The sequence below is a fragment of the Carbonatibacter coralli genome (genome assembly GCF_039592655.1).
GTDB classification, from domain to species: Bacteria; Pseudomonadota; Alphaproteobacteria; order Kiloniellales; family Kiloniellaceae; genus Carbonatibacter; species Carbonatibacter coralli.
Window position 1 is genome coordinate 48,702 of the sequence record NZ_JBBUTJ010000006.1, and the last position, 24,161, is coordinate 72,862.

Sequence of the window (24,161 nt, forward strand, 5' to 3'; positions counted from 1 at the left end):
TGCTCCCGGGAGAAAGGCCCGTCAGATGGTTGACGGGCCCTGTTCGTCAGAATTGCTGAAGGGAGGAGGCTATTTCAGGAAAGCCTCCTCGAAAGGATAGCGGGTCAGGTTTTCATAGCCGTTTTCCGTGATGAGAACCTGATCTTCCAGCTTGACCCCGTATTGACCACCGACAGCTCCGATATAGGCTTCGACGCAGAGCATCATGCCGGGTTCCAGCACGCCGTCATAGCCGTGGCCTTCCAGATCCTCCGGATAGCGGATGGAGGGATATTCATCACAAAGCCCGACACCGTGATAGACGACGCCGTAGCGTTGTTCCCTGAACTCTTCGGGCAGGCGGTGTGCCTTCTCTGTCAGTTCATTGAAGGACATGCCGGGTTTGAGCAGTTCCATGTTGTACCGGATGTGTTCATGGGCCACCTGGTACAGGTGTTTCTGCTCTGCATTGGGTTCAACGTTGTCGGTCATCCAGGTGCGCGAGATATCGCAGCACATGCCGTAGACACCGATCAGGTCGGTATCAAAGGCCAGAATATCACCATGCTGAATCACCCGTGGTCCCGATTCCTGGAACCAGGGGTTTGTGCGGGGACCGGATGACAGAATCCGGGTCTCGATCCACTCTCCGCCACGGCGGATGTTTTCGGCGTGAAGAACAGCCCAGACATCGTTTTCAGTCAGTCCGGATTTCAGGGTTCTGTGCATTTCACCGACTGCCATCTCGCAGGAGTGGACAGCACAGCGCATGGCCTTGATTTCATCCGGTCCCTTGATGGCCCGGGCCAGTTCGGTGACTTCCTGACCGTCCGTGACTGTGAAGCCCAGATCGTCGAGTGCGCGCAGCCCGGCAATCTCGATCTTGTCCACGGCCAGTCGTTTGTTGCCGGGGGCATGCTGCTGCATGATGTCCGCAATTTCGGATGCAAAGTGCTTTGCGTGCTCGTTTGTGCGGTCCCCGGTTTCAAAATAGAAGAAGGAGGCTCCGCCGCGCAGCTCCCTGACGAATGGCAGGTGCGCGGAAAGGTGTTCGCAGTTGTGGAAATCCCAGAGGATAATGTAGCCGTCTGCACTGACAAAGCAGGCTCTCGCAGCGTTGTGAGTGATCCAGAGCTGCATGTTGGTGGTGTCTGTTGCATAGCGGATGTTGAGCGGATCAAACATCAGCAGTCCGCCCAGATCGCGTTTGCGGATCTCGGCAACAAGGCGATTCAGGCGAAATGCGCGCATTGTATCCAGGTGGGGCGCTTCCAGCCCGGCAGCAGCCCACTCGTCAAAGGCGAGCTGTGTCGGGCCAATCTCTACGCGATCATTGTCATCCGGCGAACCGTCGGCTTTCAGTCCGGTCGCGCGTCGGCGCGTCGGATCTATTTTCCGGTTTGATCCGGATATGGAAAATGGGGATGTCATCCTGAACCTCTCCGACAGGGTTTTTTATATTGTTATGTGGAAAGCTTCTTCTCCCCGGGCAGAGCAGGCAAGTGCAATAGCGACAATGGACAGTTCGCAAATTAAACAATTGTTTGAAATCAAAGGTTTGTCAGGATTCAGAGAGGATGATTAAAAGGAATGCTTCTTATGATTTTTCCTTGAAGCCCTGTCCGGGAAAGCAGAAAAGCCGGGCACAGGGCCCGGCTTTTGAAGCAGACAGAAAGATCAGGTGCTGTCAGACCGTGACCATGTTCTTGAGCTGGCGGTTCGCCACCGCGAGCATGGCATAGTCCGGTTGTCCTGCTGCTGACAGCTCTGCAAGGATCTGCTCGGTGCGCTTGACCAGAGCCTGGCGGGATGCCGCCCAGTCCTCAATGGCCTTGTCAACCTTGCCCAGTTTTTCAGCCGATTGCAGAACGCGCTCGGTCAGATCGGCCTGATGACCGAAGAGGTCATCAATCATGGCTGTTACAGCCAGCTTGTCCCATGCTGATTCGCTTGGCAGCGCCTGGGCAGCCTTGCGGAGCCAGTCAAAGCCATAGAGGGCACCGATGTTGAAGTAGGTGCTGCCGGCTTCCTCCACGCTGAGTTTGCAAGCTTCGGCAATGCAGGCGATATCCCCGGCAGAGGCCAGAGCGCCGAGACCGGCGATGCGTTTGGCCAGATCTTCCGGAACACCATCCTTCATCAGTGCCTTGATGCGCTGGTTCATCTGGGTCTTGTTGTCCTTCGACAGCAGGCCTTCCAGATTGCTGGTCAGGGATGCGACAGGTTTCACAAAGCGTTTGCCCTCGTCCTGAATGCTGATCGGGTGATTGGCATTGCGCAGGAACCAGACCGTGCTCTGCTCAATCAGTCGGCCACAGTCGGCCAGCATGCTGGCCTGAACTGTCGCGGGGACCTTGTTGTCCAGGCTTTCAATGGCCCTGAAAATGCTCGTGATATCAAAAACCTCCTGCGTGACGCGATAGGCCCGGGCAATTTCGGCAGGATTGAAGCCGGTTTTCTCGCGAACTTCATGCACAAAGGTGATCCCGACACGGTTGATCATGTCGTTTGTGATGGCTGTTGCGATGATTTCACGACGCAGTCTGTGCTGGGCAATCTCGCCGGCATATTTCTTCCGCAGAGGGGTCGGGAAGTAGTTCACCAGTTCCTGCTCCATGGCAGGATCATCCGGAAGGTTCGACTGGAGCAGTTCGTCATAAAGGGAAATCTTGGCATAGCTGAGCATTGTCGCCAGTTCTGCCCGTTCCAGCCCGAGGCCCTGTTTCATGCGTTCGAGAATCTGTTCATCGTCCGGAAGGAACTCGATCTCCCTGTTGAGGAGCCCCTGTTTTTCGAGGGCACGCATGTAGCGGGCTGTTCGATCGAGCAGGCGTCCACCGATGGCAGCTGTGACAGAAATGGCCTGGCTTTGCAGATAGTTGTCGCGCAGAACCAGATCGGCAACCTCGTCGGTCATGTCGGCAAGAAGTTTGTCACGCTGCTTGCGTGTCATGTCACCGTTGCCTTCGACGGCACCCAGAAGAATCTTGATGTTGACCTCGTGGTCAGAACAGTCGACGCCGGCCGAGTTGTCAAGGAAGTCGGTGTTGATCTTGCCGCTATGGCGACCAAACTCGACACGGGCCAGCTGGGTCATGCCGAGGTTGGCCCCTTCACCGACAACCTTGCAGGTCAGTTCGTTTGCATTCAGACGCAATGCGTCGTTGGCGCGATCCCCGGCATCGGCATTGGTTTCAGAGGTGGATTTGATATAGGTCCCGATCCCGCCGAACCAGAGCAGTTCCACCTGGGATTTGAGGATGGCCCGGATCAGCTGGTTGGGTGGAAGCTCGTCTTCCTTGATTCCGAAGACTTTTTTCATTTCCGGTGAAATCGGAATGGACTTGGCGGCTCTTTCAAAGATGCCACCTCCCTTCGAGATCAGGGACTGATCATAGTCCATCCAGGAAGAGCGTGGCAGGTCAAAGAGCCGTTTGCGCTCTTTCCATGTCTTTGCTGAATCCGGGTCGGGATCAACAAAGATGTGCATGTGGTTGAAGGCGGCCTGCAAGCGGATGTGTCTGGACAGCAGCATTCCGTTACCAAAGACATCCCCGGCCATGTCACCAACGCCCATAACGGTGAAGTCTTCATTCTGGATGTCCTTGCCCAGCTCGCGGAAGTGGCGCTTGACCGATTCCCAGGCTCCCCGGGCTGTGATGGCCATGCCCTTGTGGTCGTAACCGGCTGAACCTCCCGACGCAAAGGCGTCATCAAGCCAGAAGCCGTAGTCTGCAGAGACTCCGTTGGCAATGTCGGAGAAGGTTGCGGTTCCCTTGTCGGCTGCGACAACCAGATAGGGATCATCATCGTCGTGGCGAATGACATTCTGCGGAGGAACAACATCGCCTCCGGAGAGATTGTCTGTCAGATCAAGCAGCCCGCGGATAAAGGTCTTGTAGCAGGCAATGCCCTTGTCCTGGAAGGCTTCGCGCCCGGCAGAGGCCGGTGGCGGGTTCTTGACGACAAAGCCGCCCTTGGAGCCAACGGGCACGATAACAGAGTTCTTGACCTGCTGGGCTTTGACCAGTCCGAGGATTTCCGTGCGGAAGTCTTCCCGGCGATCCGACCAGCGCAAACCACCGCGTGCGACCGGACCGAAACGCAGGTGAACACCTTCGATCTCAGGGCTGTAGACAAAAATCTCGCGATAGGGACGCGGCAGGGGCAGATCAGTGATCTTGCCGGATTCAATCTTGAAGGAGAGATAGGATTTCGGATCACCGTTTTCGTCCAGCTGCTCGACATTTGTCCGCAGTGTATTGACGATGACATTGCGGAAACGGCGGATGATACGGTCCTCATCGAGATTGCTGACCTGCTCCAGCTCGACATTGATGGCATCGACGATGTCCTGTTGCGCCGGGTGATCCTCTTTCTGTCCCTCTGCGAGGAAGCGAGTTGTGAAGAGCTGCAAGAGAAGGGATGTTACCTTCGGATTGCGGGCCAGTGTCTGTTCCATATAGCTCTGGGAGAAGGGGATCCGGGCCTGCAGCAGGTACTTGCAATAGGCGCGAACAACCGTGACTTCGCGAACTGTCAGGGCAGAGGAGAGGACAAGCTTGTTAAAGCCGTCGTTTTCCATCTTTCTGTGCCAGATGGCTGCGAAAGCGGCGTGGAAAGCATCGCGGACCTTGTAGATGTCGACTTCCTGATCATCAGAGGTGACCATTTCAAAGTCGTGCATCCAGACGCTGTCTTCCTTGCCTGCATTCTTCCGGTGCTCCGGAGTTTTGAAGTGATAGGGGTTCTCTGACAGGACCTTCAGTCCCATGTTTTCCAGCATGGGCAGAACGTCGGAGAGCGGAACGGCCGTGTTGCGCAGGTAAATCTTGAAGCGCAGTTCGTTTGTCTCTCCGCCAAGCGGGCGATAGAGATTCATGGCCAGACCGTCTCCGCGCAGAGCTTCCTCTGCCTTGGTCAGATCGGAAACAGCCTCGTGTTCGTTGAAGTCTTCCTGATAGGAGAGAGGGAAGGCATAGCCCATTTCTGTCATGGCCAGGATGCCCTGTTCCTCGCCCCGTTCTTCAATCAGGGCCTCGCGAAGCTTGTCCTCCCAGCTGCGTCCTGCCTCGGCAACCTGCTTTTCAAGCTCTGCCACATCAACATCGGGAACCTCGCCCCGTTTGGTTTTGATGATGAAGTGGACCCGGGCCAGAGGCGTGTCTGCAAGGTGGGTGAAAAATGCGGAGACCGTCCCGTTGTAGGCGTTGCAGATCATCTGCCCGATTTTGCGGCGCAGGGCGGTATCAAAGCGATCCCGCGGGATGTAAACCAGACAGGAGGCAAAGCGTTCAAAGGGGTCCTTGCGCACAAACAGGGCGATCCGGCGACGCTCCTGCAGGTGCAGGATGCGCATGGCTGTTTCAAAAAGCTCGTCTTCGTTGATCTGGAACAGCTCGTCGCGCGGGAAGGTTTCCAGCGTGTGGGACAGGGCTTTCCCGTCGTGACTGGAATGCCTGAAGTTCGCGCGATTGATCGTGCTGGTGACCTTCTGGCGCAGCAGCGGGATGTCCAGGGGTGAGCGCGCATAGGCAGAGGAGGTAAAGAGGCCGGCAAAGAGCGTTTCGCCGACCACATTGCCCTTCTTGTCAAAACGCTTGATGGCGATCGTGTCCATGTGGGTGGCGCGGTGCACATTCGAGCGCCTGTTGGCCTTTGTGATTCTCAGCAGGGAGGGCTGAATCATGAAAGCCCTGACATCCTGTGGCAGGCGTCCGAAACTGCGCAGGCCGTCAAAAACGTGGATGGAGTGATCCTTGAGGACACCCATGGAGCCGTCCTTGATCTTGAGGATGCTGTCCTGTCCTTCGCCTTCAAAGCTGTATTCCCGGACACCGAGGAATGTGAAGTTGTCATTGTCCAGCCATTCCAGAAAGGCGAGCGATTCCTCAACCTGATTCTTGTCCAGGGGCGGCGGGCTCTTGCGAATGTCCGCGATGCAGTTTTCCAGACGCTTTTGCATGATTTTCCAGTCGTCGACGGCATCACGGACGTCCTGGAAAACCTTGTTGAGATCCGCTTTGACGGCTTCACGCTGTTCTTCGGTCTGTTCCGTGATCAGGATCTGCATCAGCGATTCATGTCTGCTGCCTGCTGTTTCAGCCTTATCGACTGGCAGGAGCTTGATCAGCTTGCCCTTTTTGTCCCGTTCAACGTGGATGACCGGGTGAACGATCAGGAGTGTTTCCTTTTCCATTCTCTGCAGGGCACTGGTCAGGGAATCGACCAGAAACGGCATGTCGTCGTTCAGGATCTCGATGACGGTGTGCGAGGACTTCCATCCGTGCACGTTGGGACGGGGATTGAAAACCTCGACCAGGTGCGCGCCTTCCTTCTTGCACTGGATGCTTTCCCAGGCACTCATGGCTGCACCAAACAGGTTTTCGGTGCTTTCGTCTTCTATGTCATCCAGTGGAACATTGCTGAAGAACTGCTCAATGAAGTCCTGCACCTGTGCTGTTTTGTCTTTTGGCAGTTTTTTCAGAGCGTGTTCGTTGATCCGTGAAATCAGGTCGGCAATGCTTTGCTTGCTGGACTTGCTCATTGGATGAGATCCTTTGTTGGTCGGATAATTTTGAGAGGGATTGCAGGAAAAGACGGGACAATGGAGCTGAAGAGAGCTGCGTTTTCGTTGTCGGAAGCCTTTGGCTCAGCTGTGAGCCAATTGAGAACGGGACTGTTTTTTCTGCTGTTGATCAGCATTTTTTCTGTTGTCTCTGCTTGATTGCTGAAGCGGGCCAAAGCGACAATTCTTTTCCCTGTAGCGCCATGTTAACCCTAATTGTTGTTGTTTCCTATAGAAAATCGGGATTCCTTCAGAGCTTTCAGGAACTTGAAAGTGAATCAAATTCACAGGCCTGACGGTGCAGGCAAGGGAACAAAACAGGATTCCATTGAACGCCTTTCTGATTAAAAAAGTGTTAGTCGGTCTTTTCCGGGCTGATTTTTCCAAAAAGGGCTGCAATATGGTTTCTGTTCTTTTCCGGTCCGGGTCCAAGGAGACGTGTTATGAAAATCCTGGTGGTTGAAAGCAATGCCCCCGAGGTTCTGCCAGAGGGCAAAAGGCATCCGGCTGCGGATCAGTATGGCGCCTTGCTCTCCCGGCTTGCAGGTGATGTACGGTTCAGTGCTGTGACTCCCTATGAAGATGGCTTTGATGCTGCTGTTCTGTCTGATCTGCTGCCAGAGCAGGATGGCGTTGTCTTTACCGGATCCGCGAATTCCTGGTCGACGGACGATGAGCGCTCACGGCCTCTCTGGACTGTTATGGAGCAGGCTTTTGATCACAAGCGTCCCTGCTTTGGATCCTGTAACGGAATGCAGCTGGCTGCTGTCGTTCTGGGGGGACGGGTCGGGGCGAGTCCGAAGGGGCTGGAAATCGGTCTGACCCTTCCGCTCAGGCTGACAGGGGAAGGGCAGCGTCACAGAATGATGGACGGCAGGAAGGAAGGCATGGTTGTGCCCTGTATTCACCGTGACGAGGTGCAGGAGCTTCCCCCTTCCGCCCGGTTGCTTGCCGGCAACGATCACTCTCCGGTTCAGGCCTTTGCAATAGGCCCGTCCTGTGGAGGGGAAACGGGATCACCGGATTTTTGGGGTGTCCAGTATCACCCGGAGCTGGGACCCGGTGATATTGCAGACTATATCAACCGGGAGCAGGGGCTTTTCTCCGGTCGGGAAAAAGCACTGGCAGACTGGCTGGAAGAGCTGGAACAGGATTCCGCCCTTCTGGCCGCAATCAAGGCTGATCCGGATGATCTGATTCTGGAAAGGCGGACATCGGAACTGGCGAACTGGCTGGATTACATCAGGAGCCTGCGATCCTAGTTCTTGCGGAGTTCCTTCCAGATCAGGCTCTGGATCAGGGGGTCCTCAATCACCATGGGGCAGCGACTGCCAACAAGGCCGAGATAGAGAAGTGCGTTCCCGGCTTCGCTTTCCAGTGCCTGTCTGTGGCTTTGTTCCAGCGGCTGACGGCGCACGATGCGCGCCAGGGGATCCCTGAGAGCCCTGGGTGTTGAATCCAGCGCAAAATCAACAACGCATGTGCAATGCCCCGCTCTGGCTCCGGCTTCCGTGGCACCGATGTGTCGTGCCAGCTCCTTGTTGCAGAACGCGAGGGCCTCGCTTCTTTCAAGGGGAGGTTCTGCGGAATTTGCTGTCAGGGGAGACAGCCAGACTGTCATAAACAGCGACAGTAGAAGGGGGCTTGTACGCATCTGCTTGGTTTCTCGCTCAATCCTGTGAGGGGTGATCCTCTTTGGCAATTGTGGCTTTTTTGTCCTGCTGTTTTCTGTAGGAAAAATCCAGGAACTTAACAGCCGGATAGATCCAGGCCATCCCTGCGACGAGAGCATAGAGTATCTGTACGGCCCAGTGGTCAGGCAGAAAACCGGCAAGCGTTACGGCGACAACGATGTAAGCGGCCAGACCCAGCAGCATGATAAAATAGCCACTGTTGAGATTGAGCATGATCCGAACTCCTGCATGACACTCCAAGGTTTGTAGAATGAAGGCCTTTTGCGTTCAAAAATCAAGCTTTTCCGACGCCTCACAGGAAAACCCCGATGAAGGGCCGGCTTCAATCGGGGTTTTGTCCTGTTTCCGGAGGGGCCTGTCAGAAGAACCGTTTGAGGAAAGACTTTTTCCTTGGCTCTTCAGCGGTTTCGACAACCCGGGGAGCTGTCTTCTGTGGCTTGCTGCTTTTGGTGAGGTTTTCAGCAGCCTTTTCAAGGCCTTCATCGGCAAAGCCTTCCAGACCGGATTGCAGCTTTTTCTGCAGGTCCTGCCTGTTGTCAGCCTTGATACCCTGATTCAGATGACCGACAGAGATATCCTTCGACAGTCCTGATTCCTCAACCTGGCGCTTCAGCGACTTTTCGACGTGGTCACTGTTGTAGCTGCCATCGTGCAGAACCGCATAGCGTTCCTCGTCAATCTGCGTGACGGGGCGCGTTCCATCCCGGACAATGTTCTGTTTGACCTTTGTCTTCAGACGATTGATGGTTTCCTCACCGTGAGTCTGAACGAGGTCAGGATTGGAGAGGTTCGCGACTTCAAACATGGAGACCGCCAGTGTTTCCAGAGGTTTGTGCTCATCGTCATAGAGGCTGTCATCCTCGGCAAGGTCACCCAGGAATGTGCTCTGGTCCTTGACATATTCATCGACAACATGGGCCTGGAGCACGGCGCCACCGCCCTGTTCAAGCGGGAGCCTTTGCAAAAAGGTTGTAAAGGTGGCTTCAAGGGCAAGCTTGGTGACGGAAACCCGGAAGGGTTCTTCCCACTGTTCCGCTGTCACAATGTTCAGGGTGCTTTCACTTTGAGCCAGCTGTGTTCTCAGAAGCTCATCCAGTCTTCTGTGATCCTGGCTGACAACAAAGTCATGCAGTTTCTGATTGATAAAGCGACTGATTGGAAGCCCGAGTATTGTGTGGGTCTCGCCTTTACCGTCATGAATAAATCCAGCTTCGTCGGTTTTGCAATAAAGGCTGTCATCGTCGAGTTCCGGTATTTCGGGACTGTCTGATGTGTTTGTCTCGAGAGTGCTCATGTGGCTGTTGCCTTGCTCAATTTTTCGTCTTTTAGTTGAACTGTTCTTTGAGGAGTTCAGTTTTCTTGTCAAAAACCATATCAGGAACTCTTTGATGATTTCTTAAAGCGCGAATTCTTTCATCGTTTCCTGATGGTCGCTTTGTGACTTTGATCTGTATTTCTGCTTGCAAAGCGTTTCAAAGTTGAAAATACTCTCATCCATCTTGGTTCCGTTTATGCGAGACGCGAGAACGGATTAAAAGGGAACACGGTGAGGCGTGCCCATCAGGGACCGATGCCGTGGCTGCCCCCGCAACTGTGAGCGGTGAGGAACACATCAGCAATGCCACTGACCCCTTGTGAGGTTGGGAAGGTTGTGTGTTTCCGGAGACCCGCGAGCCAGGAGACCTGCCAGGTGTTGATGTGATCCAAGCCGGACGGGGTTTTCCGGGTGGGGCAAGTGGTTTCCCTTTTGCACTGTTTTATTCCAGCTCAAAAGTGGTCAAGGCTTCTCTTTCCCAGACTGATCCTGTCCTGATGTGGGGGAAGTTTGTGTTGACAGAACGCCGGGCTGCTTGTGCTTTTTCAGCTCCTGACCACTTTTTTGTGTCTGCAAGGACCGGGAAAGGGAGGGACTGATGTCGATGACTGGTTCTGATCTGCTGCCTGTTTTGAGAGCTGAGGATCTGACCTGTCTTTCAGAGACGGGCCAACCGCTTGTTCGGGATGTTTCCTTTGAGATTCAAAAGGGGAGCTTTCTGGCTATTGCCGGTCCCAACGGGGCTGGTAAGACCACACTCCTGCGTTTGCTTGCCGGACTGCTGGTGCCGTCTGCCGGGGCGGTGTTCTTCAAGGGCAAGGCCCTGAAGGATATCCATCCCAGAAAGAGGGCACGGCTCATTGCCTATGTGGGACAGATGGACAAACCCGATACGCGTTTGTCCATTCGGGAATATGTTTCCCTGGGGCGTATTCCGCACAGCACAGGGTTTGCTCCGGAAGAGCACAGGCAGAAGGTCGATCAGGCCCTTGAAAAGGTCAGGCTTCTTGAACGTTCCGAAGACCGTCTGGGACTGCTTTCCGGCGGCGAGATGCAGCGTGCCTCGCTGGCGCGTGCCTTTTGCCAGGAACCGGAAATTCTCTTTCTGGACGAGCCGACAAACCACCTTGATCCGCTGGCCAAGGGGCTTCTGCTTTCCCTGGTCGCAGAAAGCGGTGTGACCTGTATTTCTGTTCTGCATGATCTGGCTTTGATTCCCCCGATCGCAACACACGCCCTCTTGCTGGAAAAGACCTCGATGGTCGCTTTTGATCAGGTTGAGAAGGTTTTGACCCAATCAACTGTGCAAAGGGTTTTTGGCGTGGATTTCCTCTATCTCAATCATCCTGAACAGGAACGGAAGATACCGGTTCTGGATATTCCTCTTACTCGCCGTGATTCTGAAGAAAATGGAGTAGCGTTATGAAATATGCATCAGCTTTGCTGGGCGGTTTGATTTTTTCGGCAGGCCTTGCTTCTGCCGAGCCGGTAACAGTTGATAACTGCGATTCGACCCTCACCTTTGACAAGGTGCCGGAGCGACTGGTTGTTCACGACATCAACATGTCCGAAATGGCTTTTGCGCTGGGTCTGCAGGACAAAATGGTCGGTGTTACAGGAATTTCCGGCTGGTACAAAACCAGCCCTGAATTTGACACCAAGCGCGGTGACATTCCGGAGCTTGCACCAAAATATCCGTCCGTTGAAAACCTTGTTGCAGCCTCTGCGGATACCTTCTTTGCGGGCTGGTACTACGGCATGCGTCCGGGTGGCGAGGTGACACCGGAAACCCTAGAGCCACAGGGAATCAAAACCCTGATCCTGTCTGAAAGCTGTGTGCACCAGCACAAGGCTGAAAAGGCCGCGACAATGGATCTGCTTTACAGTGACGTTCTGCGTCTGGGCAAGGTCTTCGGCAAGGAAGCGGAAGCCCTGAAACTGGTCGATGGCTGGAAAGATCAGCTCGCGGGTATCAGGGAAAAGGTTGGCGATGCCAGCGGTACGCGTGTCTTCCTGTTTGATTCCGGTGACGACAAGCCTTTCACTGCCGGAAAGTACGCCATTGTCAATGCAATGATCGAAGCGGCAGGCGGTGTAAATGTGACTGCTGACATGGAAACCAGCTGGGGGCGTTCCTCCTGGGAGGCCGTTGCGGCAACCAATCCCGAGTTCCTGATTCTTCTGGACTATCAGAACGGAACCGGCGCTGAAGGCCTGCTGGAATGGCTGAAGGAACATCCGGCCATGAGCCAGACCGACGCTGTAAAGAACGGGCGCTTTGTTCCGCTGCGTTATGAAGAGCTGACACCTGGACCAGCAAACATTACAGCGATTGAAAAGATTGCGAAGACAATGAATCCGGATCAGTTCCAGTAATTCAATGCGTTACTTTTCAATTCTTTCAGTGGGGATGGCCTTTCTGGTCATCCTCGCTTTTCTGTCTGTGTCCTGGGGTTCAACCCCGATCGCCCTTGTTGATGTTCTCGGTGCATTGGAAGGGGCTTTCGGCCTGTCCGATGAACAGGAAAGCTCACCGATTGATCGTATTATCGTCGATCTCCGCGCGCCGCGTGTTTTGCTGTCCATTCTGGTCGGTGCCGGGCTGGGTATTGTCGGATGTCTGCTCCAGACCGTGACGCGAAACGATCTGGCTGACCCTTTCCTTTTTGGTCTTTCATCCGGTGCGGCAGCCGGGGCTGTGCTTGTGATCACGGTAACGGGTGACCTCTTGGGAGTCTGGACCTTGCCGCTTGCTGCTTTCTGCGGAGGCATGCTGGCAGCCTTTACCGTTTATGTCCTGATCCGGCGTCTGGGCTATCAGGGTGCGGAGCGTCTGGTGCTGGCGGGTCTGGCTGTGTCTTTCTTCTTTACTGCCATTACCAACTACCTCGTTTTTTCCGGAGATCAGAGAGCGGCGCATTCCGTTCTGTTCTGGAGCCTTGGCGGAATGGGACTGGCCCGGTGGGACAACCTCCCTCTCGTTATGACGGGATTTGGTGTGCTGGCTCTCTTTGCCGGTTTGCGGTATCGGCAGTGCGATGCCCTGCTCGGGGGTGAAATGACAGCTGCGAGCCTGGGTCTCAATGTCAATCGTTTCAGGCTGCAGGTTTTTCTGGTGTGTGCCTTTGCAACAGCTGTCTTCGTTTCTGTCAGTGGTGTGATCGGGTTTGTCGGTCTGATGGTTCCCCATATGGCGCGGGCCTTTTCCGGCCCCCTGCATGGAAAGAGCTTTATCCTCTCCGCTCTCTTTGGTGCCCTCTTGATGATGGGCAGTGATCTGGGTGCCCGTATTCTGCTGGCCCCGCAGGAACTTCCCATTGGAATCATCACCAGTTCAATCGGTGCGGGTTTTGTCTTTATCATGTTGCTGAGACGCAAGTTTATCTGAGCGCAGCTCTGTCCCCCGGCTCACAACAGCTTGATTTGTGCGGGTTCATTTGTCCCTGCACAGTGAAAGCCGTTCTTTGCCCGGATTGAGAGGCCATGCAGCGAAACATCACCTTTTGCAGACTGACTGCTGTCGCACCCGAAGAGATTGTCAGACAGATGAACGATCCGCGTGTTGCAGAGCACATGCCTCTGCTGCGCTCAAAGTGGGATCGCAAGACTGTACTGGATTTTGTTTTGGCCAAGGAAGCCTGCTGGGACAGGGATGGTCTTGGGCACTGGGGGATTTTCTGTGACGAAGACTATGCTGGCTGGGGTGGTTTTCAAAAGGAAGGCGAGGATTGGGATTTTGGTCTGGTTCTCAGGCCTGAATTCTTTGGTTCCGGTTTGAGGATTTTCAGCACCGCTCTTGTCGAGGCCCGAAAGCATGTGCGCCTGAGTGCCATCACCTTTCTTTTGCCGCCCTCGCGGACAAAAACCGGTGTTTTGAAACGGTTGGGAGCCATGTTCGCTGGCTCTGTCGTTTACGGGGATGAAAGCTTTCTGAAGTATCGGCTGGACCTGCGCGAATCAGTTTGAGCCCCGCCCTGTTGCAAAGCGTTTCCGGAATTCTCGGGGCGTGAGTCCTACAATCCTGTGAAAGGTTCTGCGAAAGGCACTGGGGTCCTGATAACCAACAGACCACGAGATGTCATCGACACTGCTGTTTGATTCAAGCAGAAGGTCGCGGGCCTCGTTCATGCGCAGATGTTGAAGATACTCGGATGGATTGTGCCCTGTTGCCTTGTGCAAACGACGAAGCAGGGTGCGGTCGCTGAGACCTGCTTTCCGGGCCATTTCCGTGACCGGGACGCTGGATCTTGTTTGTGTTTGCAGCCATTGCTGAAGCTTCAGGATATTTTGATCTCCATGCTTGAGGGAAGGCGTGAAGCGGCTGTAGTAGCTTTGCTCGCGTTCTCCGGTATCAATCAGGAAAAAACGGGCGGTTTCCAACATGATGGAACTGCCGGCAAAACGGTCAATAAGCCGCAGACCGAGATCTGTCCAGGCCATCAGACCGCCTGCTGTAATAAGGTCAGGCGCTTCAATCACCAGTTTGTCGACCCTAAGCAGAACATCCGGGTAATGCGTGGCAAAGTCCTCTGCCAGCGCCCAGTGGGTGGTGGCTTCACGGTGATTCAGCAGACCTGTCCGGGCCAGCAGAAAGGCGCCTGCGCAAATCGAGCAGATCAGTGTGCCTTTTCCATAGTGGGCACGAAGCCAGTTCTCGATGGCGTCTGTCTGGCCCGTTTTGGCAAAGTCTCCAAGGCTTGGAGGCAGAACAATAGCTGCAAAGCCTGACTGGCTGGTGAGTGAGTCCGGCGAGACAAGCTCCACCTCGATGGCTGGTCCACCGGAGGTCTGACTCAGCTGACTGGCGGTGGTGAAGAGATCCCGCAATCCTTCTGTGGCCGCTTTTTGGGCTTCGGGATAGTCAAGAATGGCAAAGGTAAGAGAAGTGATGTTGTTCATTGGCGGATATTAACCGAAAAATGTCAGATCCGACAATTCTGTTTGTTCCGCAATGCCGCTAGCGTTCTGTCAGTCATTCATTTCAGCTGATGGAGTATTCCGATGAGCAAACGTGCCCTTGTTCTGATCGACCTGCAACGCGACTATTTCCCCGGAGGGCTCTGTACACTGCACAGGGCGGATGAAGCTGTTGAAAAGGCAGCACAGGTTCTGGAAGCAGCGCGGGCGGCGGGTGATTATGTTGTCCATGTCCACCATGAGTTCCAGTCCGATGATGCCCCTTTCTTCTGTCCGGGGTCGGAAGGAGCATTTATCCATGACAGGGTAAAGCCCCTGGACGGTGAGGACACTGTTTTGAAGCATCAGGTGAACGCCTTTCTGGAGACCAATCTCAAGGAGCTTCTGGATGCGCGGGGAATTACGAATATTACCTTTGTCGGGATGATGAGCCACATGTGTATTGATGCGGCCACACGGGCGGCATCCGACTTCGGTTTCAGCAATATTGTAATTGAGGATGCCTGTGCGACCTTTGATCAGGAGTTCGGGGGCCGCGTTGTTCCGGCAGAAGATGTGCATGCCGCCTACATGTCCGCGCTGTCCTTTGCCTATGCAACTGTGACCACCGCTGACAGCTATCTGGCATCCTGAGAACGGCAGTGGAAAACGGAGCAAGAGACATGACCACAACCTTGATGCATGCGCCCCTGACCTGTTCTCTGGCGGCCCGTTTTGTGGCTGCGGAGGGCGATGTGCCTCTGGAAATTGCATTTTTGAATCTGGCAACCAAGGAACTGGAAAGGGGCGGTTCGCTCTATGATATCAACCCTTTGGGCCAGGTTTCGGTTTTGCAGTTTGAGGACGGAACAACACTGACGGAAACCTCCACGGTGTTGCTGTATTTGCAGTCCCTGTCGGAAAAAACCGGGTTCCGTCGGGACCCGTCTGACGTGGATTATTTCCAGATGGTGCGCTGGATTGCCTTCTGTGCAACGGAGCTGCACAAGCAGATCTTCCGTGTTGTTTTCTACAATGAGGCAACGGATGATGTGAAGGATCGTGTCCGTGATCTGGCCCCGCAACGTTTTGAACTGCTGGACAGACATCTCGCCGACCGGGAGTTTCTGGTGGGGGACAGCTTTTCTGCTGCGGATGCCTATCTGAGCTGGTTCTTTGTCTTGTCCCGCAATGCGCGGCTGGATGAATCTGGGTACAGCAATCTGGTGGCCTATCGTGACCGGATGCTGGCGCGTCCGAAAATTGCAGAACTGATTGAGTCAGACCGTCTGAAGGACAGGGAGCTGGATCAGCGGATTATTCCCGGGGTTTGAGGAAAGAAGGACTGCGGATCTGGTTTTGTGATGAATGATTGTGCCTGTTGCACGGAAGGCTTCGGACTGACGGGTCTCTTATTTCGAACGGCCGACTTTCCATGCCACCAGGAACAAACCCGCCACGATGCATCCGGGAATCAGGACAAGAAGCATGAAATCTTCCTGATTCCTCAGTTGCCAGGGTAAGGGGATATCACAGTCGCTCTGGCTGGTTTTGAATGCACAGGCCAGTCCTGTGATCCAGAGATATCCCGCAATCCATGCCAGAAATCCCAAAAATCCGGCCAGTTTTAAAGCAATTGCCATTGCTTTTCGCATCTCCAAAATCTCCGGATTGCCTGTTCGGGAAACAAGCTTGTGTCAGAGGCTTGCACTGTCTTTGTGAGCAGCAGTGTCGGTGATTTCCTGCTTTTGTACAAAGTGATTTGTGTTTGGGGGACGAAAGCAGACAAAAAGGGGAGAAGCCTTTGCTCTCCCCTTTTTGCTGAACGCCATGCAATGCTCAGGCGCAGTGGATGTTGAATTTGGCGCGAATGGCCCGGTCGATCTCCGGGTCGATCATGTTGCCGGCCTTGTGGAGGATTTCATTTTTCCTCTCGATGGCCTTTTCCAGCAGTTGCGGTTTTTCGGCTTCTTCCCATTCCTTCGGACTCATCCGGTTGCCAAGGGTGGGATAGATATACTCTGTCTGCATGAGCTTGAGCGTCTGTTCGCTGCCCAGATAATGACCCGGACCATCGATACATACGGCTTTCATGGCTTCAATGGAAACACTGTCCTCGTTCACATCAATGCCGCGGACGCAGCGCAGAACCTGTCCGAGGATATCATCACCCAGAACCATGCTTTCCAGACAGAAGCCCAGAAGGGATGCATGCATGCCAACAGACTCGTAGACCATGTTCAGCCCGGAAAGACCTGCGAGCGTATTTGTGATGCCCTGTTCCCATCCGGCCTGCATGTCCGGCAGTTTGCTGTCGGAGATCCCGGCAGCGGCCCCTCCGGGAAGGCCATAGAAACGGTGCATTTGGGCACAGCCTGCGGTCAGAAGGGCCTGTTCTGCCGATCCGCCGGACATGGCACCGGTCCGCAGGTCGGAGACAAAGGGCCAGGTTCCGAAGATTGCCGGGTGTCCGGGTTTGATGGAGTTGACATAGACAACGCCTGCAAGGCACTCGGCAACAGCCTGTACAATTGTCAGGGCAATCGGGGCGGGGGCTGTTGCTCCGGCCTGTCCTGCGGAAAGCAGCAGAACCGGCATGCCACCGCGGATACAGTGTTCCATGGCAATGCAGCTTTCCTCTGCAAACTTCATGGGGGGAACAACAAAGCAGTTGGAGTTCGAGATAAAGGGGCGTTCGCGCCACTTGTCCTCTCCACCGGCAATCATGTGAATCAGATCGAAACAGCCTTCGACATGACTCGGGTCCGAGAAGGATGTTCCGATGTGTTTTGTTGTGCCACTGCAGCAGGCATAGATCGTGTTCAGGTCCATCTCGAAGTTGTCGATGATGTCCCGGCAGACCATGGGGCGCTGCAGAAAGTGAATGTTGTCCAGATGCTGCGCCAGACGTGCCGCTTCCAGCAGGTCCTTGGATGTTGATTCACGGTATTCGTTGGTTTTGATATCGACAATGTGAACCGCTGCGCCTGCTGTTCCGAAGTGAACATTGGTTCCTGTCAGATGCAGGTCGTGCTTGGGGTCACGTGCATGCAGGGTAATGTCCTTTGCGGCTTTGGAGAGCATGTCCTCCACCAGGGCCCGCGGAAAACGGATGCGCCCGTCGTCCCCCAGTATGGCCCCTGCTTTGGTCATGGCTTCAATGCCGGATGCCGGAGCCTGTGACAGCCCGATTTCTTCCAGAGCCTGCAGGGCGGCTTCATGAATCCGTTTCATGTCTGCTTCGCTCAGGGGATTGAACTTTCCGCCGGGAAGGCCTGCGCGAACGGGGCGCAGGTCCTCGGCCAGTGGTGCAGCACGCAGTGCAACACGCGCGGCCCGGCCACCAGCACGGCCGGAACGTCTTGGTTTTTCAGAGTCTTGGGTCACCAGATTGTCGTCACTCACTTGTGTGTTCCTTTGTTCTTATTGTCCGGAATCACGCCTGATACAGCCGATCAGGCCCGCAAACGTTCATTTGCAGGATCCCACAGAGGCTGATCTTCCTGAACGACCGCACGGCAGCGCTCGCCATAGATTTCAACCTCGATTTCCTGTCCTGTCTTGCAGAGATCACTGCGCAGCATCCCCAGTGCGATCGAGCCGTTTACCCTGTAGCCCCAGCCGCCACTGGTTGTTTCGCCCACAACCTTTCCGTCGTGCCAGAGGGTCGACATGTAGGGGGCATCTGCTTTGCCTGCATCGACCAGCAGCGTGACAAAACGCTTGGTGCTGCCTTGCTGTTTTTCGTTCTGAAGAGCAGCTTTCCCGGGGAAGTGCTGTTCCTTGTCCAGCTTGACAAAGCGTTCCAGTCCGCCTTCGAGCAGACTGTAGTCTGTTGAAAGATCGCCCTTCCACGCGCGGTATCCCTTTTCAAGCCGCAGGCTGTTGAGCGCCCACATGCCGAAGGGTTTGGCCCCCTCGGAGACAATGGTTTCATAGATCTTCAGAGCGTGTTCATTCGCACAGTGAACCTCCCAGCCCAGTTCACCGGCAAAGGAAACCCGGGCGAGAAAAGCCTCACAGCCATCAACAACAGCACTCTGGTGTGAAAGCCAGGGCAGGAAGAGATCGGCATCTGTCAGGCGCGACAGCAGATCGCGGGATTGGGGGCCTGTCACAATAAAGGTCGAGAAATCCCTAGTGTGATCTGTCAGTTCAAGGCCGACGGGCAGGCGGGACTTCAAATATTCGAAATCGTGCCATTGGGCAGCTCCGGCCGTGATCAGGGTGAAGTGATCATCGCCGTGACGGATCAGGGACATTTCTGTCAGAATGCGGCCGCGTTCATCCGGGAAGTAGCCCAGATTCATCTTGCCAGTCCTGGGCAGGGCACCGGAGATCAGTCCGGACAGCCAGACAGCAGCCCCTTCGCCTTCCAGATTGAAGCGGGAGAACCCCGGGAGGTCGAGGATCCCGACAGCATCGCGAACTGCTTCGCATTCTTCGCGGATGCGTGCTTCCCAGGGGCCGGAACGATTCCAGGTCTGGGTGGCTTCCTCGGAGGTGTCATCGCCGGGTTTTGCAAACCAGTTGGCCCGTTCCCAGCCATTGTAGGCGCCCATCTGTCCGCCCTGTTCCAGAATCTTCGGGTGAACGGGAGACTGCTTGCGGTCCGCTCCGGCGGGCCAGCGGTGCCAGGGGAAGTGCATGGCATATTCGTGTCCATAGACCTCCATGCCCTTGGCAATGCAGTAGTCCTGATCCGTGTAGTCTGTAAAGCGGCGGGGATCACAGGACCACATATCCCATTCGGTGTAACCCTGGGTGATCCATTCTGCGAGGACCTTCCCGGCACCGCCACCCTGTGCAATGCCAAAGGTAAAGACACAGGCCTCGAAAGCATTGGGCACACCAGGCATCGGACCGACGAGAGGATTGCCATCCGGTGCATAGGGGATCGGACCATTGATCACCTTGGCAAGCCCTGCCTCTGCCAGCAGCGGCACGCGTGCCATGGCATCCTCGATATAGAACTCCAGCCGTTCCAGATCATCGGGATAGAGCTGGAAGCTGAAGTCTTCCGGCATGGGATCATCGGTGGTTGTCCAGTGGGCCTTGCAGTTGCGTTCGTAGGGGCCAAGGTTAAAGCCGGTTCCTTCCTGGCGCAGGTAATAGGAGGTGTCCACATCGCGCAACAGCGGGAGTTTCCTGCCATTTTCCTGCGCCCAGTTTTTGACGGCTTCAACTTCCTCGAAAACCAGATACTGGTGGCTCATCACCATCATGGGCACAGAGCGGCCACCATGGGGCTTGAACCATTCACCCACGCGCTGCGCGTAATAGCCTGCTGCGTTGACAACATAGGTGCAGCGGATGTCGCCCTGCTCTGTGTGGACAATCCAGTCATCGTCATCGCGGCTGACACCTGTTGCCGGACAGAAGCGGACAATCTTTGCCCCCAGATCGCGTGCGCCCTTGGCGAGAGCCTGTGTGACCTGTGCGGGGTCGATGTCGCCATCGGCCGGATCATAAAGCGCACCTTCCAGATCGTGTGTCTCGATAAAGGGATAGCGTTCCGTGATGTCTTCGGGAGACAGGATTTCCAGATCCATTCCCTGATGCAGGCCCATGCCCTTGGCGCGTTCGAACTCCTGCATGCGTTCTTTGGAGTGTGCCAGTCTGATGGAACCGGTCACGTGGTAGTTCATCGGATAGTCAACTTCCTCGCCCAGGCGACGGTACAGCTCGGTCGAGTACCGTTGCATGTTCATGACGGACCAGGATGTTGAAAAGGTTGGAACATTTCCTGCTGCGTGCCAGGTGGAACCGGCTGTAAGTTCGTTCTTTTCCAGTAGCACACAATCTGTCCAGCCAGCCTTGGCCAGATGATAGAGGGCGGAGCAGCCGACGACGCCCCCTCCAATAATAACCACACGTGCAGATGTCGGTAACGCTGACATACTGTTCTCCCGAGCTCGAAAAGGTCATGAAAATTGCAATGGGATGAGTATTTACCGCGCTGATTCTTCTTTCAATTCGTTCGGCCTATTGCCATTGATCGCCTTTTTCGATTAGCTTGTGTTTTCCGATGGCAAACGGGGGCTTCTTTTCATGCAGATTGACTGGGTCATAACCTTCCTTGATCTCTGCGAAACCCAGTCTTTCAACAGGACTGCAGAGAACATCGGCATCACCCAGTCCACAGTGTCCTCCCGGATACAGGCTCTCGAAAAAGTGTTGGGTGTTAAACTGTTCCAGCGCAATCGCTCGGGCACCGAACTGACGATCCACGGCCTGAAGTTTGAAGCTCATGCCCGCAGACTCCAGCGCAACTGGTTCGAGGCCCTGCGGGTGACCCAGGTCAATCCCTCGGTTGTGACGACTCTGAAAATCGGTTTGCAGCATGATCTGGCGACATCGCAGATCGGAGACTGGGTCCAGGAATTCCGGGAGCTTTTCCCCGACTCGACCCTTTACATTGAAGGAGACTATTCCGAACAGATGTGCCGGGACCTGATTCACGGTTTGCTGGATCTGGCCATTATTTTCACGCCCAAGCCGCACCCGGACCTGCATTTTGAAAGCCTTGGGGAAATAACCTGCCGGATGGTTTCAACCGAGACTGATAATTTTGATGAAATCCGGCAGGAGAGCTACATTTTCTCGAACCTGTCCCCCGCCTTTGCGGCAACGCATGAAGTTCATCATCCCGAACTGTCCCGGGCCAACATCTCCAGTGGAAAGAATGTGCTGGTTGCAGGCTTGCTGCACTCCATGGGCGGGACAGCCTATCTGCTGGATGACATGGCGCAGAAGATGATCGAAAGCGGGCAGTGTCGAGAGGTCAGGCGTGCCCCGCTGATCCAGCAATCTGTCTATGGCGCGGTTCACTTGCGCAATCGGCACAGGACAGCACACAGGCGCCTGATGAAACTCTTGCAGAATCACTTCTCGACAGAAGGTTATGATCCGTCGATCGAGCTTTGATGACAGTGGTACCGTGTTGCTCGGAACCTGTTGTCCAGATCATTCCGGATCGCAAACGAATTACGACGGGGGGACAAGGAAATGGAGCGTAAAATGACCAGTGATAAAACGATTTCCACTGGTGGATGTCTTTGTGGTCAGGTGAGATATGAAGTGACGGGTCCCTTGCGCGGTGTCGTCAATTGCCACTGCACCATGTGTCAGAAGCTTCACGGGAGTTTCGGAGCCCACAGCAAGGCACTCAAGTCCGATATTCGAATCACTGAAGATCAGGGCCTGGCCTGGTACAGGACATCCGATGTGGCCCGGCGCGGGTTTTGCCGGAACTGTGGCTCCAGCCTTTTCTGGGACCCTTACGAGCTTGATGCAACGGGGATTCTGGCCGGATCACTGGACGGGGAAACAGGGCTTGAAACCATCGGGCACATCTTTGTGGCGGAAAAGGCGGATTTCTGTGTGCTGGATGATGCGCTTCCGAAATTTGATGCCTCGTCCGATGGTGCTTTGTCCATGGACTTCAAATAGATGGAGGCAGGGAAGACCGTAAATTCGTCTGGTCGACAAAGGGAACACTGTACAGAGACGTGGTGCTGTCTGCTCTGACAGAGAGCAGCTTGTGACGGATCACGGTCTGTCCCGGTTTCAATTCTCCTGGGGAAGGCCAGTGGCCTCTTTTCGGGAAAAATGGAGCGGGCGATGAGATTCGAACTCACGACATTCACCTTGGCAAGGTGACGCTCTACCCCTGAGCTACGCCCGCATACGCCATTTTTCAATAAAAAACCCGGCTCGTTGCCAGGTTTGTTCAGCTTGGAAGCCGGATCACTGGAGCGGGCGATGAGATTCGAACTCACGACATTCACCTTGGCAAGGTGACGCTCTACCCCTGAGCTACGCCCGCATGGACCAGTGCATCAACAGGTTTACCCTGTCGGTGAACGGGTATTTACTCCAGCGGGGCGGGCCATGCAACCCCCTTTTTGGCTTTATGATGCTTTTTTTAAAGCAAAAGATTTTCAAAGCAGTCCGGGCTCCTGCCTTGCCCTTGCTTTCCAGTGCTGATAAGCGGTTTGTCAAAGATCAATGAACAGGAGCCTAACATGACACAGCCTCTTCATGGCCCGGAGTCCCTTTTTGCCAAGCTGGAGTCGCTCGGCATTTCTGTCGAGACCGTCGAGCACCCCGCTGTTTTTACCGTGGAGGAATCACAGGAACTGCGCGGGGAACTCCCCGGTGCCCACAGCAAGAACCTTTTCCTGAGAAACAAGAAGGGGCAGATGTGGCTGGTCGTTTCCATTGAGAGCCGCCAGATTGATCTCAAGACGCTGGGCAAGGTGATCGGTGCGGGCAAGGTTTCCTTTGGCAGTCCTGATCGTCTGATGGAGTTTCTGGGTGTGATTCCCGGCTCTGTGACCCCTTTCGCTGCGATCAATGACGAGAACAATGCTGTCCAGGTTGTTCTGGACAGTGGTTTTCTGGATTTTGACCGCGCCAATTTCCACCCGCTTGTCAACACCATGACCAGTGCTATTGCACCGAAGGATTTGCTGGCTTTTCTTGAGGCTGTCGGTCATCCGGCAAGCCTGCTGGATCTCGGGAATCTCGAGGCTCTTTTGCCACAGGAATAGCCTCTGTGAATCAGGGGGGCGTAAAAGCCCCTTGCACTTGGCGGGTAAAACCATCATTTCAGAGGACGAAACCGGATCAAACTTCGGGCGTAACGAGGCCCGGAAATGGGAGAGATCACAATGCAAGGCATTACAGCAACAGGCCCTTATGCACAGGGGGGCGATCAGGAAACAGCTGCTGCGGCAGATGACGGCACACTGATCAAGGAGACCAACCAGCAGGATTTCCAGCGTGATGTGCTGGAAGCCTCCATGCAAAAGCCTGTTATCGTTGATTTCTGGGCCCCGTGGTGTGGTCCCTGCAAACAGCTGATGCCTGCGCTGGAAGCTGCGGTTGAGAAAGCTGGTGGCGCTGTTCGCATGGTCAAGGTCAACATTGATGAAAACCAGATGCTGGCCGGACAGCTTCGTATCCAGTCTGTGCCGACGGTCTATGCCTTCTTCCAGGGACGTCCTGTCGACGGCTTTGCCGGAGCTCAGCCACCAAGTGAGGTGGAAGCCTTTGTCACGCGTTTGATCGAGACAACCGGCGCGGCTTCCGATGATCCGCTGGCACAGGCTGTCGAACAGGCGAAACAGGCCTTCGAGGACGGTCAGTTCGAGGCCGCACTTTCCATCTATGGCCAGATCTATCAGCACGATCCCTCAAACATTGCAGCAGTGCAGGGCATTCTGAACTGCCAGCTGGAACTGGGTTTTGAAGCCGAAGCCGGTGAATTCCTTGAAGAGCTGCCTGAAGAACAGAAAAAAGCACCCGAGCTGGCAGCGATTGTGACCCGTCTTGAGCTGTCCAGGGAACGCAAGGATTCCAGCGAGGTTCTGGCCCTGCGTCAGGCCGTGGAGGCCGATGCAGACAATCACCAGGCCCGTTTTGATCTGGCCGTTGCCCTGCAGGCTGAAGGCCATCGGGAGGAAGCTGCCGAGCTGCTGCTGGAAATCTTCCGCAAGGACCGGGACTGGAACGAACAGGCTTCCCGCAGGAAATTGCTGGAATTCTTTGAAGCCTGGGGTTTTACAGATCCTTTGACCATCAAGATGCGCAGCCGTCTTTCTTCCCTGCTGTTCTCCTGATCCGGGAATCCTGTTCCAATCCAAAGGTTCGGGACAGGCGTAAATTTCGGAAAGAGCCGGTCATCTGTTAGACTGTGACAGCT

Annotated in this window: 20 protein-coding genes, 2 tRNA genes and 1 riboswitch; of the genes, 11 read left to right on the forward strand and 11 right to left on the reverse strand. The window is 54.9% G+C overall.

Annotation, left to right across the window (positions count from 1 at the left end):
- Nucleotides 1–69: 69 nt before the first annotated feature.
- Together dddP and AAAH10_RS13355 are read right to left on the reverse strand one after the other, a co-directional pair.
- Entirely contained in the window at nucleotides 70–1,410 is a 1,341-nt protein-coding gene (gene dddP / locus AAAH10_RS13350) for a dimethylsulfonioproprionate lyase DddP (RefSeq protein WP_343564384.1), read from the reverse strand.
- A 256-nt stretch (nucleotides 1,411–1,666) separates the two neighbouring features.
- Nucleotides 1,667–6,526: an NAD-glutamate dehydrogenase gene (locus AAAH10_RS13355; RefSeq protein ID WP_343564387.1), complete on the reverse strand. Its 4,860-nt coding sequence runs from the start codon at nucleotides 6,524–6,526 to the stop codon at nucleotides 1,667–1,669.
- 464 nt (nucleotides 6,527–6,990) lie between these two features.
- Here AAAH10_RS13355 and AAAH10_RS13360 point away from each other — a divergent pair, with 464 nt between their 5' ends.
- Nucleotides 6,991–7,809 (forward strand): type 1 glutamine amidotransferase, encoded by an 819-nt coding sequence (locus AAAH10_RS13360; RefSeq protein ID WP_343564390.1) that lies wholly within the window; start codon nucleotides 6,991–6,993, stop codon nucleotides 7,807–7,809.
- Here AAAH10_RS13360 and AAAH10_RS13365 read toward each other — a convergent pair.
- The 3 genes from AAAH10_RS13365 to AAAH10_RS13375 form a co-directional block, all read right to left on the reverse strand.
- Nucleotides 7,806–8,201, reverse strand: coding sequence for a hypothetical protein (locus tag AAAH10_RS13365; protein WP_343564393.1), 396 nt, complete (start codon nucleotides 8,199–8,201; stop codon nucleotides 7,806–7,808). The two genes, AAAH10_RS13360 and AAAH10_RS13365, sit on opposite strands and share 4 nt — an antisense overlap.
- Before the next feature lie 16 nt (nucleotides 8,202–8,217).
- Nucleotides 8,218–8,454, reverse strand: a complete 237-nt coding sequence (locus AAAH10_RS13370) for a DUF2842 domain-containing protein (RefSeq protein WP_343564396.1) — start codon at nucleotides 8,452–8,454, stop codon at nucleotides 8,218–8,220.
- 145 nt (nucleotides 8,455–8,599) lie between these two features.
- Nucleotides 8,600–9,535 (reverse strand): hypothetical protein, encoded by a 936-nt coding sequence (locus tag AAAH10_RS13375; RefSeq protein ID WP_343564399.1) that lies wholly within the window; start codon nucleotides 9,533–9,535, stop codon nucleotides 8,600–8,602.
- A 189-nt stretch (nucleotides 9,536–9,724) separates the two neighbouring features.
- Nucleotides 9,725–9,947: riboswitch (cobalamin riboswitch) on the forward strand.
- Nucleotides 9,948–10,154: 207 nt separating this feature from the next.
- Here AAAH10_RS13375 and AAAH10_RS13380 point away from each other — a divergent pair.
- The 4 genes from AAAH10_RS13380 to AAAH10_RS13395 all read left to right on the forward strand — a co-directional run bounded on the left by AAAH10_RS13380 (nucleotide 10,155) and on the right by AAAH10_RS13395 (nucleotide 13,522).
- A complete protein-coding gene (locus AAAH10_RS13380) occupies nucleotides 10,155–10,982 on the forward strand; it encodes an ABC transporter ATP-binding protein (protein WP_343564402.1) in 828 nt (275 codons plus the stop codon).
- A complete protein-coding gene (locus AAAH10_RS13385; protein WP_343564404.1) occupies nucleotides 10,979–11,932 on the forward strand; it encodes an ABC transporter substrate-binding protein in 954 nt (317 codons plus the stop codon). The genes AAAH10_RS13380 and AAAH10_RS13385 overlap by 4 nt, the downstream gene beginning before the upstream one ends.
- Nucleotides 11,933–11,936: 4 nt before the next feature.
- Nucleotides 11,937–12,944: a FecCD family ABC transporter permease gene (locus tag AAAH10_RS13390; RefSeq protein ID WP_343564407.1), complete on the forward strand. Its 1,008-nt coding sequence runs from the start codon at nucleotides 11,937–11,939 to the stop codon at nucleotides 12,942–12,944.
- A 95-nt stretch (nucleotides 12,945–13,039) separates the two neighbouring features.
- Nucleotides 13,040–13,522: a hypothetical protein gene (locus AAAH10_RS13395; RefSeq protein WP_343564410.1), complete on the forward strand. Its 483-nt coding sequence runs from the start codon at nucleotides 13,040–13,042 to the stop codon at nucleotides 13,520–13,522.
- On the opposite strand, the gene AAAH10_RS13400 is transcribed toward AAAH10_RS13395, so the two are convergent.
- Nucleotides 13,514–14,455, reverse strand: a complete 942-nt coding sequence (locus AAAH10_RS13400) for a GlxA family transcriptional regulator (RefSeq protein WP_343564413.1) — start codon at nucleotides 14,453–14,455, stop codon at nucleotides 13,514–13,516. The two genes, AAAH10_RS13395 and AAAH10_RS13400, sit on opposite strands and share 9 nt — an antisense overlap.
- A gap of 102 nt (nucleotides 14,456–14,557) precedes the next feature.
- On the opposite strand from AAAH10_RS13400, the gene AAAH10_RS13405 reads away from it, so the two are divergent.
- The gene (locus AAAH10_RS13405; RefSeq protein WP_343564415.1) at nucleotides 14,558–15,106 is read left to right on the forward strand and encodes a cysteine hydrolase family protein; all 549 of its coding nucleotides are present in this window, start codon (nucleotides 14,558–14,560) and stop codon (nucleotides 15,104–15,106) included.
- Nucleotides 15,107–15,135: 29 nt separating this feature from the next.
- The gene (locus tag AAAH10_RS13410) at nucleotides 15,136–15,786 is read left to right on the forward strand and encodes a glutathione S-transferase family protein (protein WP_343564417.1); all 651 of its coding nucleotides are present in this window, start codon (nucleotides 15,136–15,138) and stop codon (nucleotides 15,784–15,786) included.
- Nucleotides 15,787–15,864: 78 nt separating this feature from the next.
- Here the strand turns inward: AAAH10_RS13410 and AAAH10_RS13415 are convergent, their stop codons facing one another.
- The 3 genes from AAAH10_RS13415 to AAAH10_RS13425 form a co-directional block, all read right to left on the reverse strand.
- On the reverse strand, nucleotides 15,865–16,107 hold the full coding sequence (locus AAAH10_RS13415; protein WP_343564419.1) for a hypothetical protein: 243 nt from the start codon (nucleotides 16,105–16,107) through the stop codon (nucleotides 15,865–15,867).
- A gap of 184 nt (nucleotides 16,108–16,291) precedes the next feature.
- Entirely contained in the window at nucleotides 16,292–17,857 is a 1,566-nt protein-coding gene (locus tag AAAH10_RS13420; RefSeq protein ID WP_343564421.1) for a trimethylamine methyltransferase family protein, read from the reverse strand.
- 50 nt (nucleotides 17,858–17,907) lie between these two features.
- A complete protein-coding gene (locus tag AAAH10_RS13425) occupies nucleotides 17,908–20,352 on the reverse strand; it encodes a GcvT family protein (RefSeq protein ID WP_343564423.1) in 2,445 nt (814 codons plus the stop codon).
- A gap of 151 nt (nucleotides 20,353–20,503) precedes the next feature.
- Between AAAH10_RS13425 and AAAH10_RS13430 the strand changes: the two genes are divergently transcribed.
- Complete coding sequence (locus AAAH10_RS13430; RefSeq protein WP_343564425.1) at nucleotides 20,504–21,379, forward strand: LysR family transcriptional regulator; 876 nt, start codon at nucleotides 20,504–20,506, stop codon at nucleotides 21,377–21,379.
- A gap of 93 nt (nucleotides 21,380–21,472) precedes the next feature.
- Nucleotides 21,473–21,904, forward strand: a complete 432-nt coding sequence (locus AAAH10_RS13435; RefSeq protein WP_343564427.1) for a GFA family protein — start codon at nucleotides 21,473–21,475, stop codon at nucleotides 21,902–21,904.
- Between the two features lie 160 nt (nucleotides 21,905–22,064).
- Here the strand turns inward: AAAH10_RS13435 and AAAH10_RS13440 are convergent.
- Together AAAH10_RS13440 and AAAH10_RS13445 are read right to left on the reverse strand one after the other, a co-directional pair.
- Nucleotides 22,065–22,139, reverse strand: a tRNA-Gly gene (locus AAAH10_RS13440).
- A gap of 66 nt (nucleotides 22,140–22,205) precedes the next feature.
- Nucleotides 22,206–22,280, reverse strand: a tRNA-Gly gene (locus AAAH10_RS13445).
- A 199-nt stretch (nucleotides 22,281–22,479) separates the two neighbouring features.
- Here AAAH10_RS13445 and AAAH10_RS13450 point away from each other — a divergent pair.
- A complete protein-coding gene (locus AAAH10_RS13450; RefSeq protein ID WP_343564429.1) occupies nucleotides 22,480–23,007 on the forward strand; it encodes a prolyl-tRNA synthetase associated domain-containing protein in 528 nt (175 codons plus the stop codon).
- A gap of 120 nt (nucleotides 23,008–23,127) precedes the next feature.
- The gene (locus AAAH10_RS13455; protein WP_343564431.1) at nucleotides 23,128–24,078 is read left to right on the forward strand and encodes a tetratricopeptide repeat protein; all 951 of its coding nucleotides are present in this window, start codon (nucleotides 23,128–23,130) and stop codon (nucleotides 24,076–24,078) included.
- Nucleotides 24,079–24,161 lie beyond the last annotated feature (83 nt).

Bases quoted from the DNA above. Each gene is read 5' to 3' on its own strand.
- AAAH10_RS13370 (WP_343564396.1), bottom strand. From the start codon at position 8,454: ATGCTCAATCTCAACAGTGGCTATTTTATCATGCTGCTGGGTCTGGCC.
- AAAH10_RS13385 (WP_343564404.1), top strand. From the start codon at position 10,979: ATGAAATATGCATCAGCTTTGCTGGGCGGTTTGATTTTTTCGGCAGGC.
- AAAH10_RS13395 (WP_343564410.1), top strand. From the start codon at position 13,040: ATGCAGCGAAACATCACCTTTTGCAGACTGACTGCTGTCGCACCCGAA.
- AAAH10_RS13425 (WP_343564423.1), bottom strand. From the start codon at position 20,352: ATGTCAGCGTTACCGACATCTGCACGTGTGGTTATTATTGGAGGGGGC.
- AAAH10_RS13380 (WP_343564402.1), top strand. From the start codon at position 10,155: ATGTCGATGACTGGTTCTGATCTGCTGCCTGTTTTGAGAGCTGAGGAT.
- AAAH10_RS13450 (WP_343564429.1), top strand. From the start codon at position 22,480: ATGACACAGCCTCTTCATGGCCCGGAGTCCCTTTTTGCCAAGCTGGAG.
- AAAH10_RS13400 (WP_343564413.1), bottom strand. From the start codon at position 14,455: ATGAACAACATCACTTCTCTTACCTTTGCCATTCTTGACTATCCCGAA.
- dddP (WP_343564384.1), bottom strand. From the start codon at position 1,410: ATGACATCCCCATTTTCCATATCCGGATCAAACCGGAAAATAGATCCG.
- AAAH10_RS13355 (WP_343564387.1), bottom strand. From the start codon at position 6,526: ATGAGCAAGTCCAGCAAGCAAAGCATTGCCGACCTGATTTCACGGATC.
- AAAH10_RS13375 (WP_343564399.1), bottom strand. From the start codon at position 9,535: ATGAGCACTCTCGAGACAAACACATCAGACAGTCCCGAAATACCGGAA.
- AAAH10_RS13415 (WP_343564419.1), bottom strand. From the start codon at position 16,107: ATGCGAAAAGCAATGGCAATTGCTTTAAAACTGGCCGGATTTTTGGGA.
- AAAH10_RS13390 (WP_343564407.1), top strand. From the start codon at position 11,937: ATGCGTTACTTTTCAATTCTTTCAGTGGGGATGGCCTTTCTGGTCATC.
- AAAH10_RS13360 (WP_343564390.1), top strand. From the start codon at position 6,991: ATGAAAATCCTGGTGGTTGAAAGCAATGCCCCCGAGGTTCTGCCAGAG.
- AAAH10_RS13410 (WP_343564417.1), top strand. From the start codon at position 15,136: ATGACCACAACCTTGATGCATGCGCCCCTGACCTGTTCTCTGGCGGCC.
- AAAH10_RS13430 (WP_343564425.1), top strand. From the start codon at position 20,504: ATGCAGATTGACTGGGTCATAACCTTCCTTGATCTCTGCGAAACCCAG.
- AAAH10_RS13455 (WP_343564431.1), top strand. From the start codon at position 23,128: ATGCAAGGCATTACAGCAACAGGCCCTTATGCACAGGGGGGCGATCAG.
- AAAH10_RS13405 (WP_343564415.1), top strand. From the start codon at position 14,558: ATGAGCAAACGTGCCCTTGTTCTGATCGACCTGCAACGCGACTATTTC.
- AAAH10_RS13365 (WP_343564393.1), bottom strand. From the start codon at position 8,201: ATGCGTACAAGCCCCCTTCTACTGTCGCTGTTTATGACAGTCTGGCTG.
- AAAH10_RS13435 (WP_343564427.1), top strand. From the start codon at position 21,473: ATGACCAGTGATAAAACGATTTCCACTGGTGGATGTCTTTGTGGTCAG.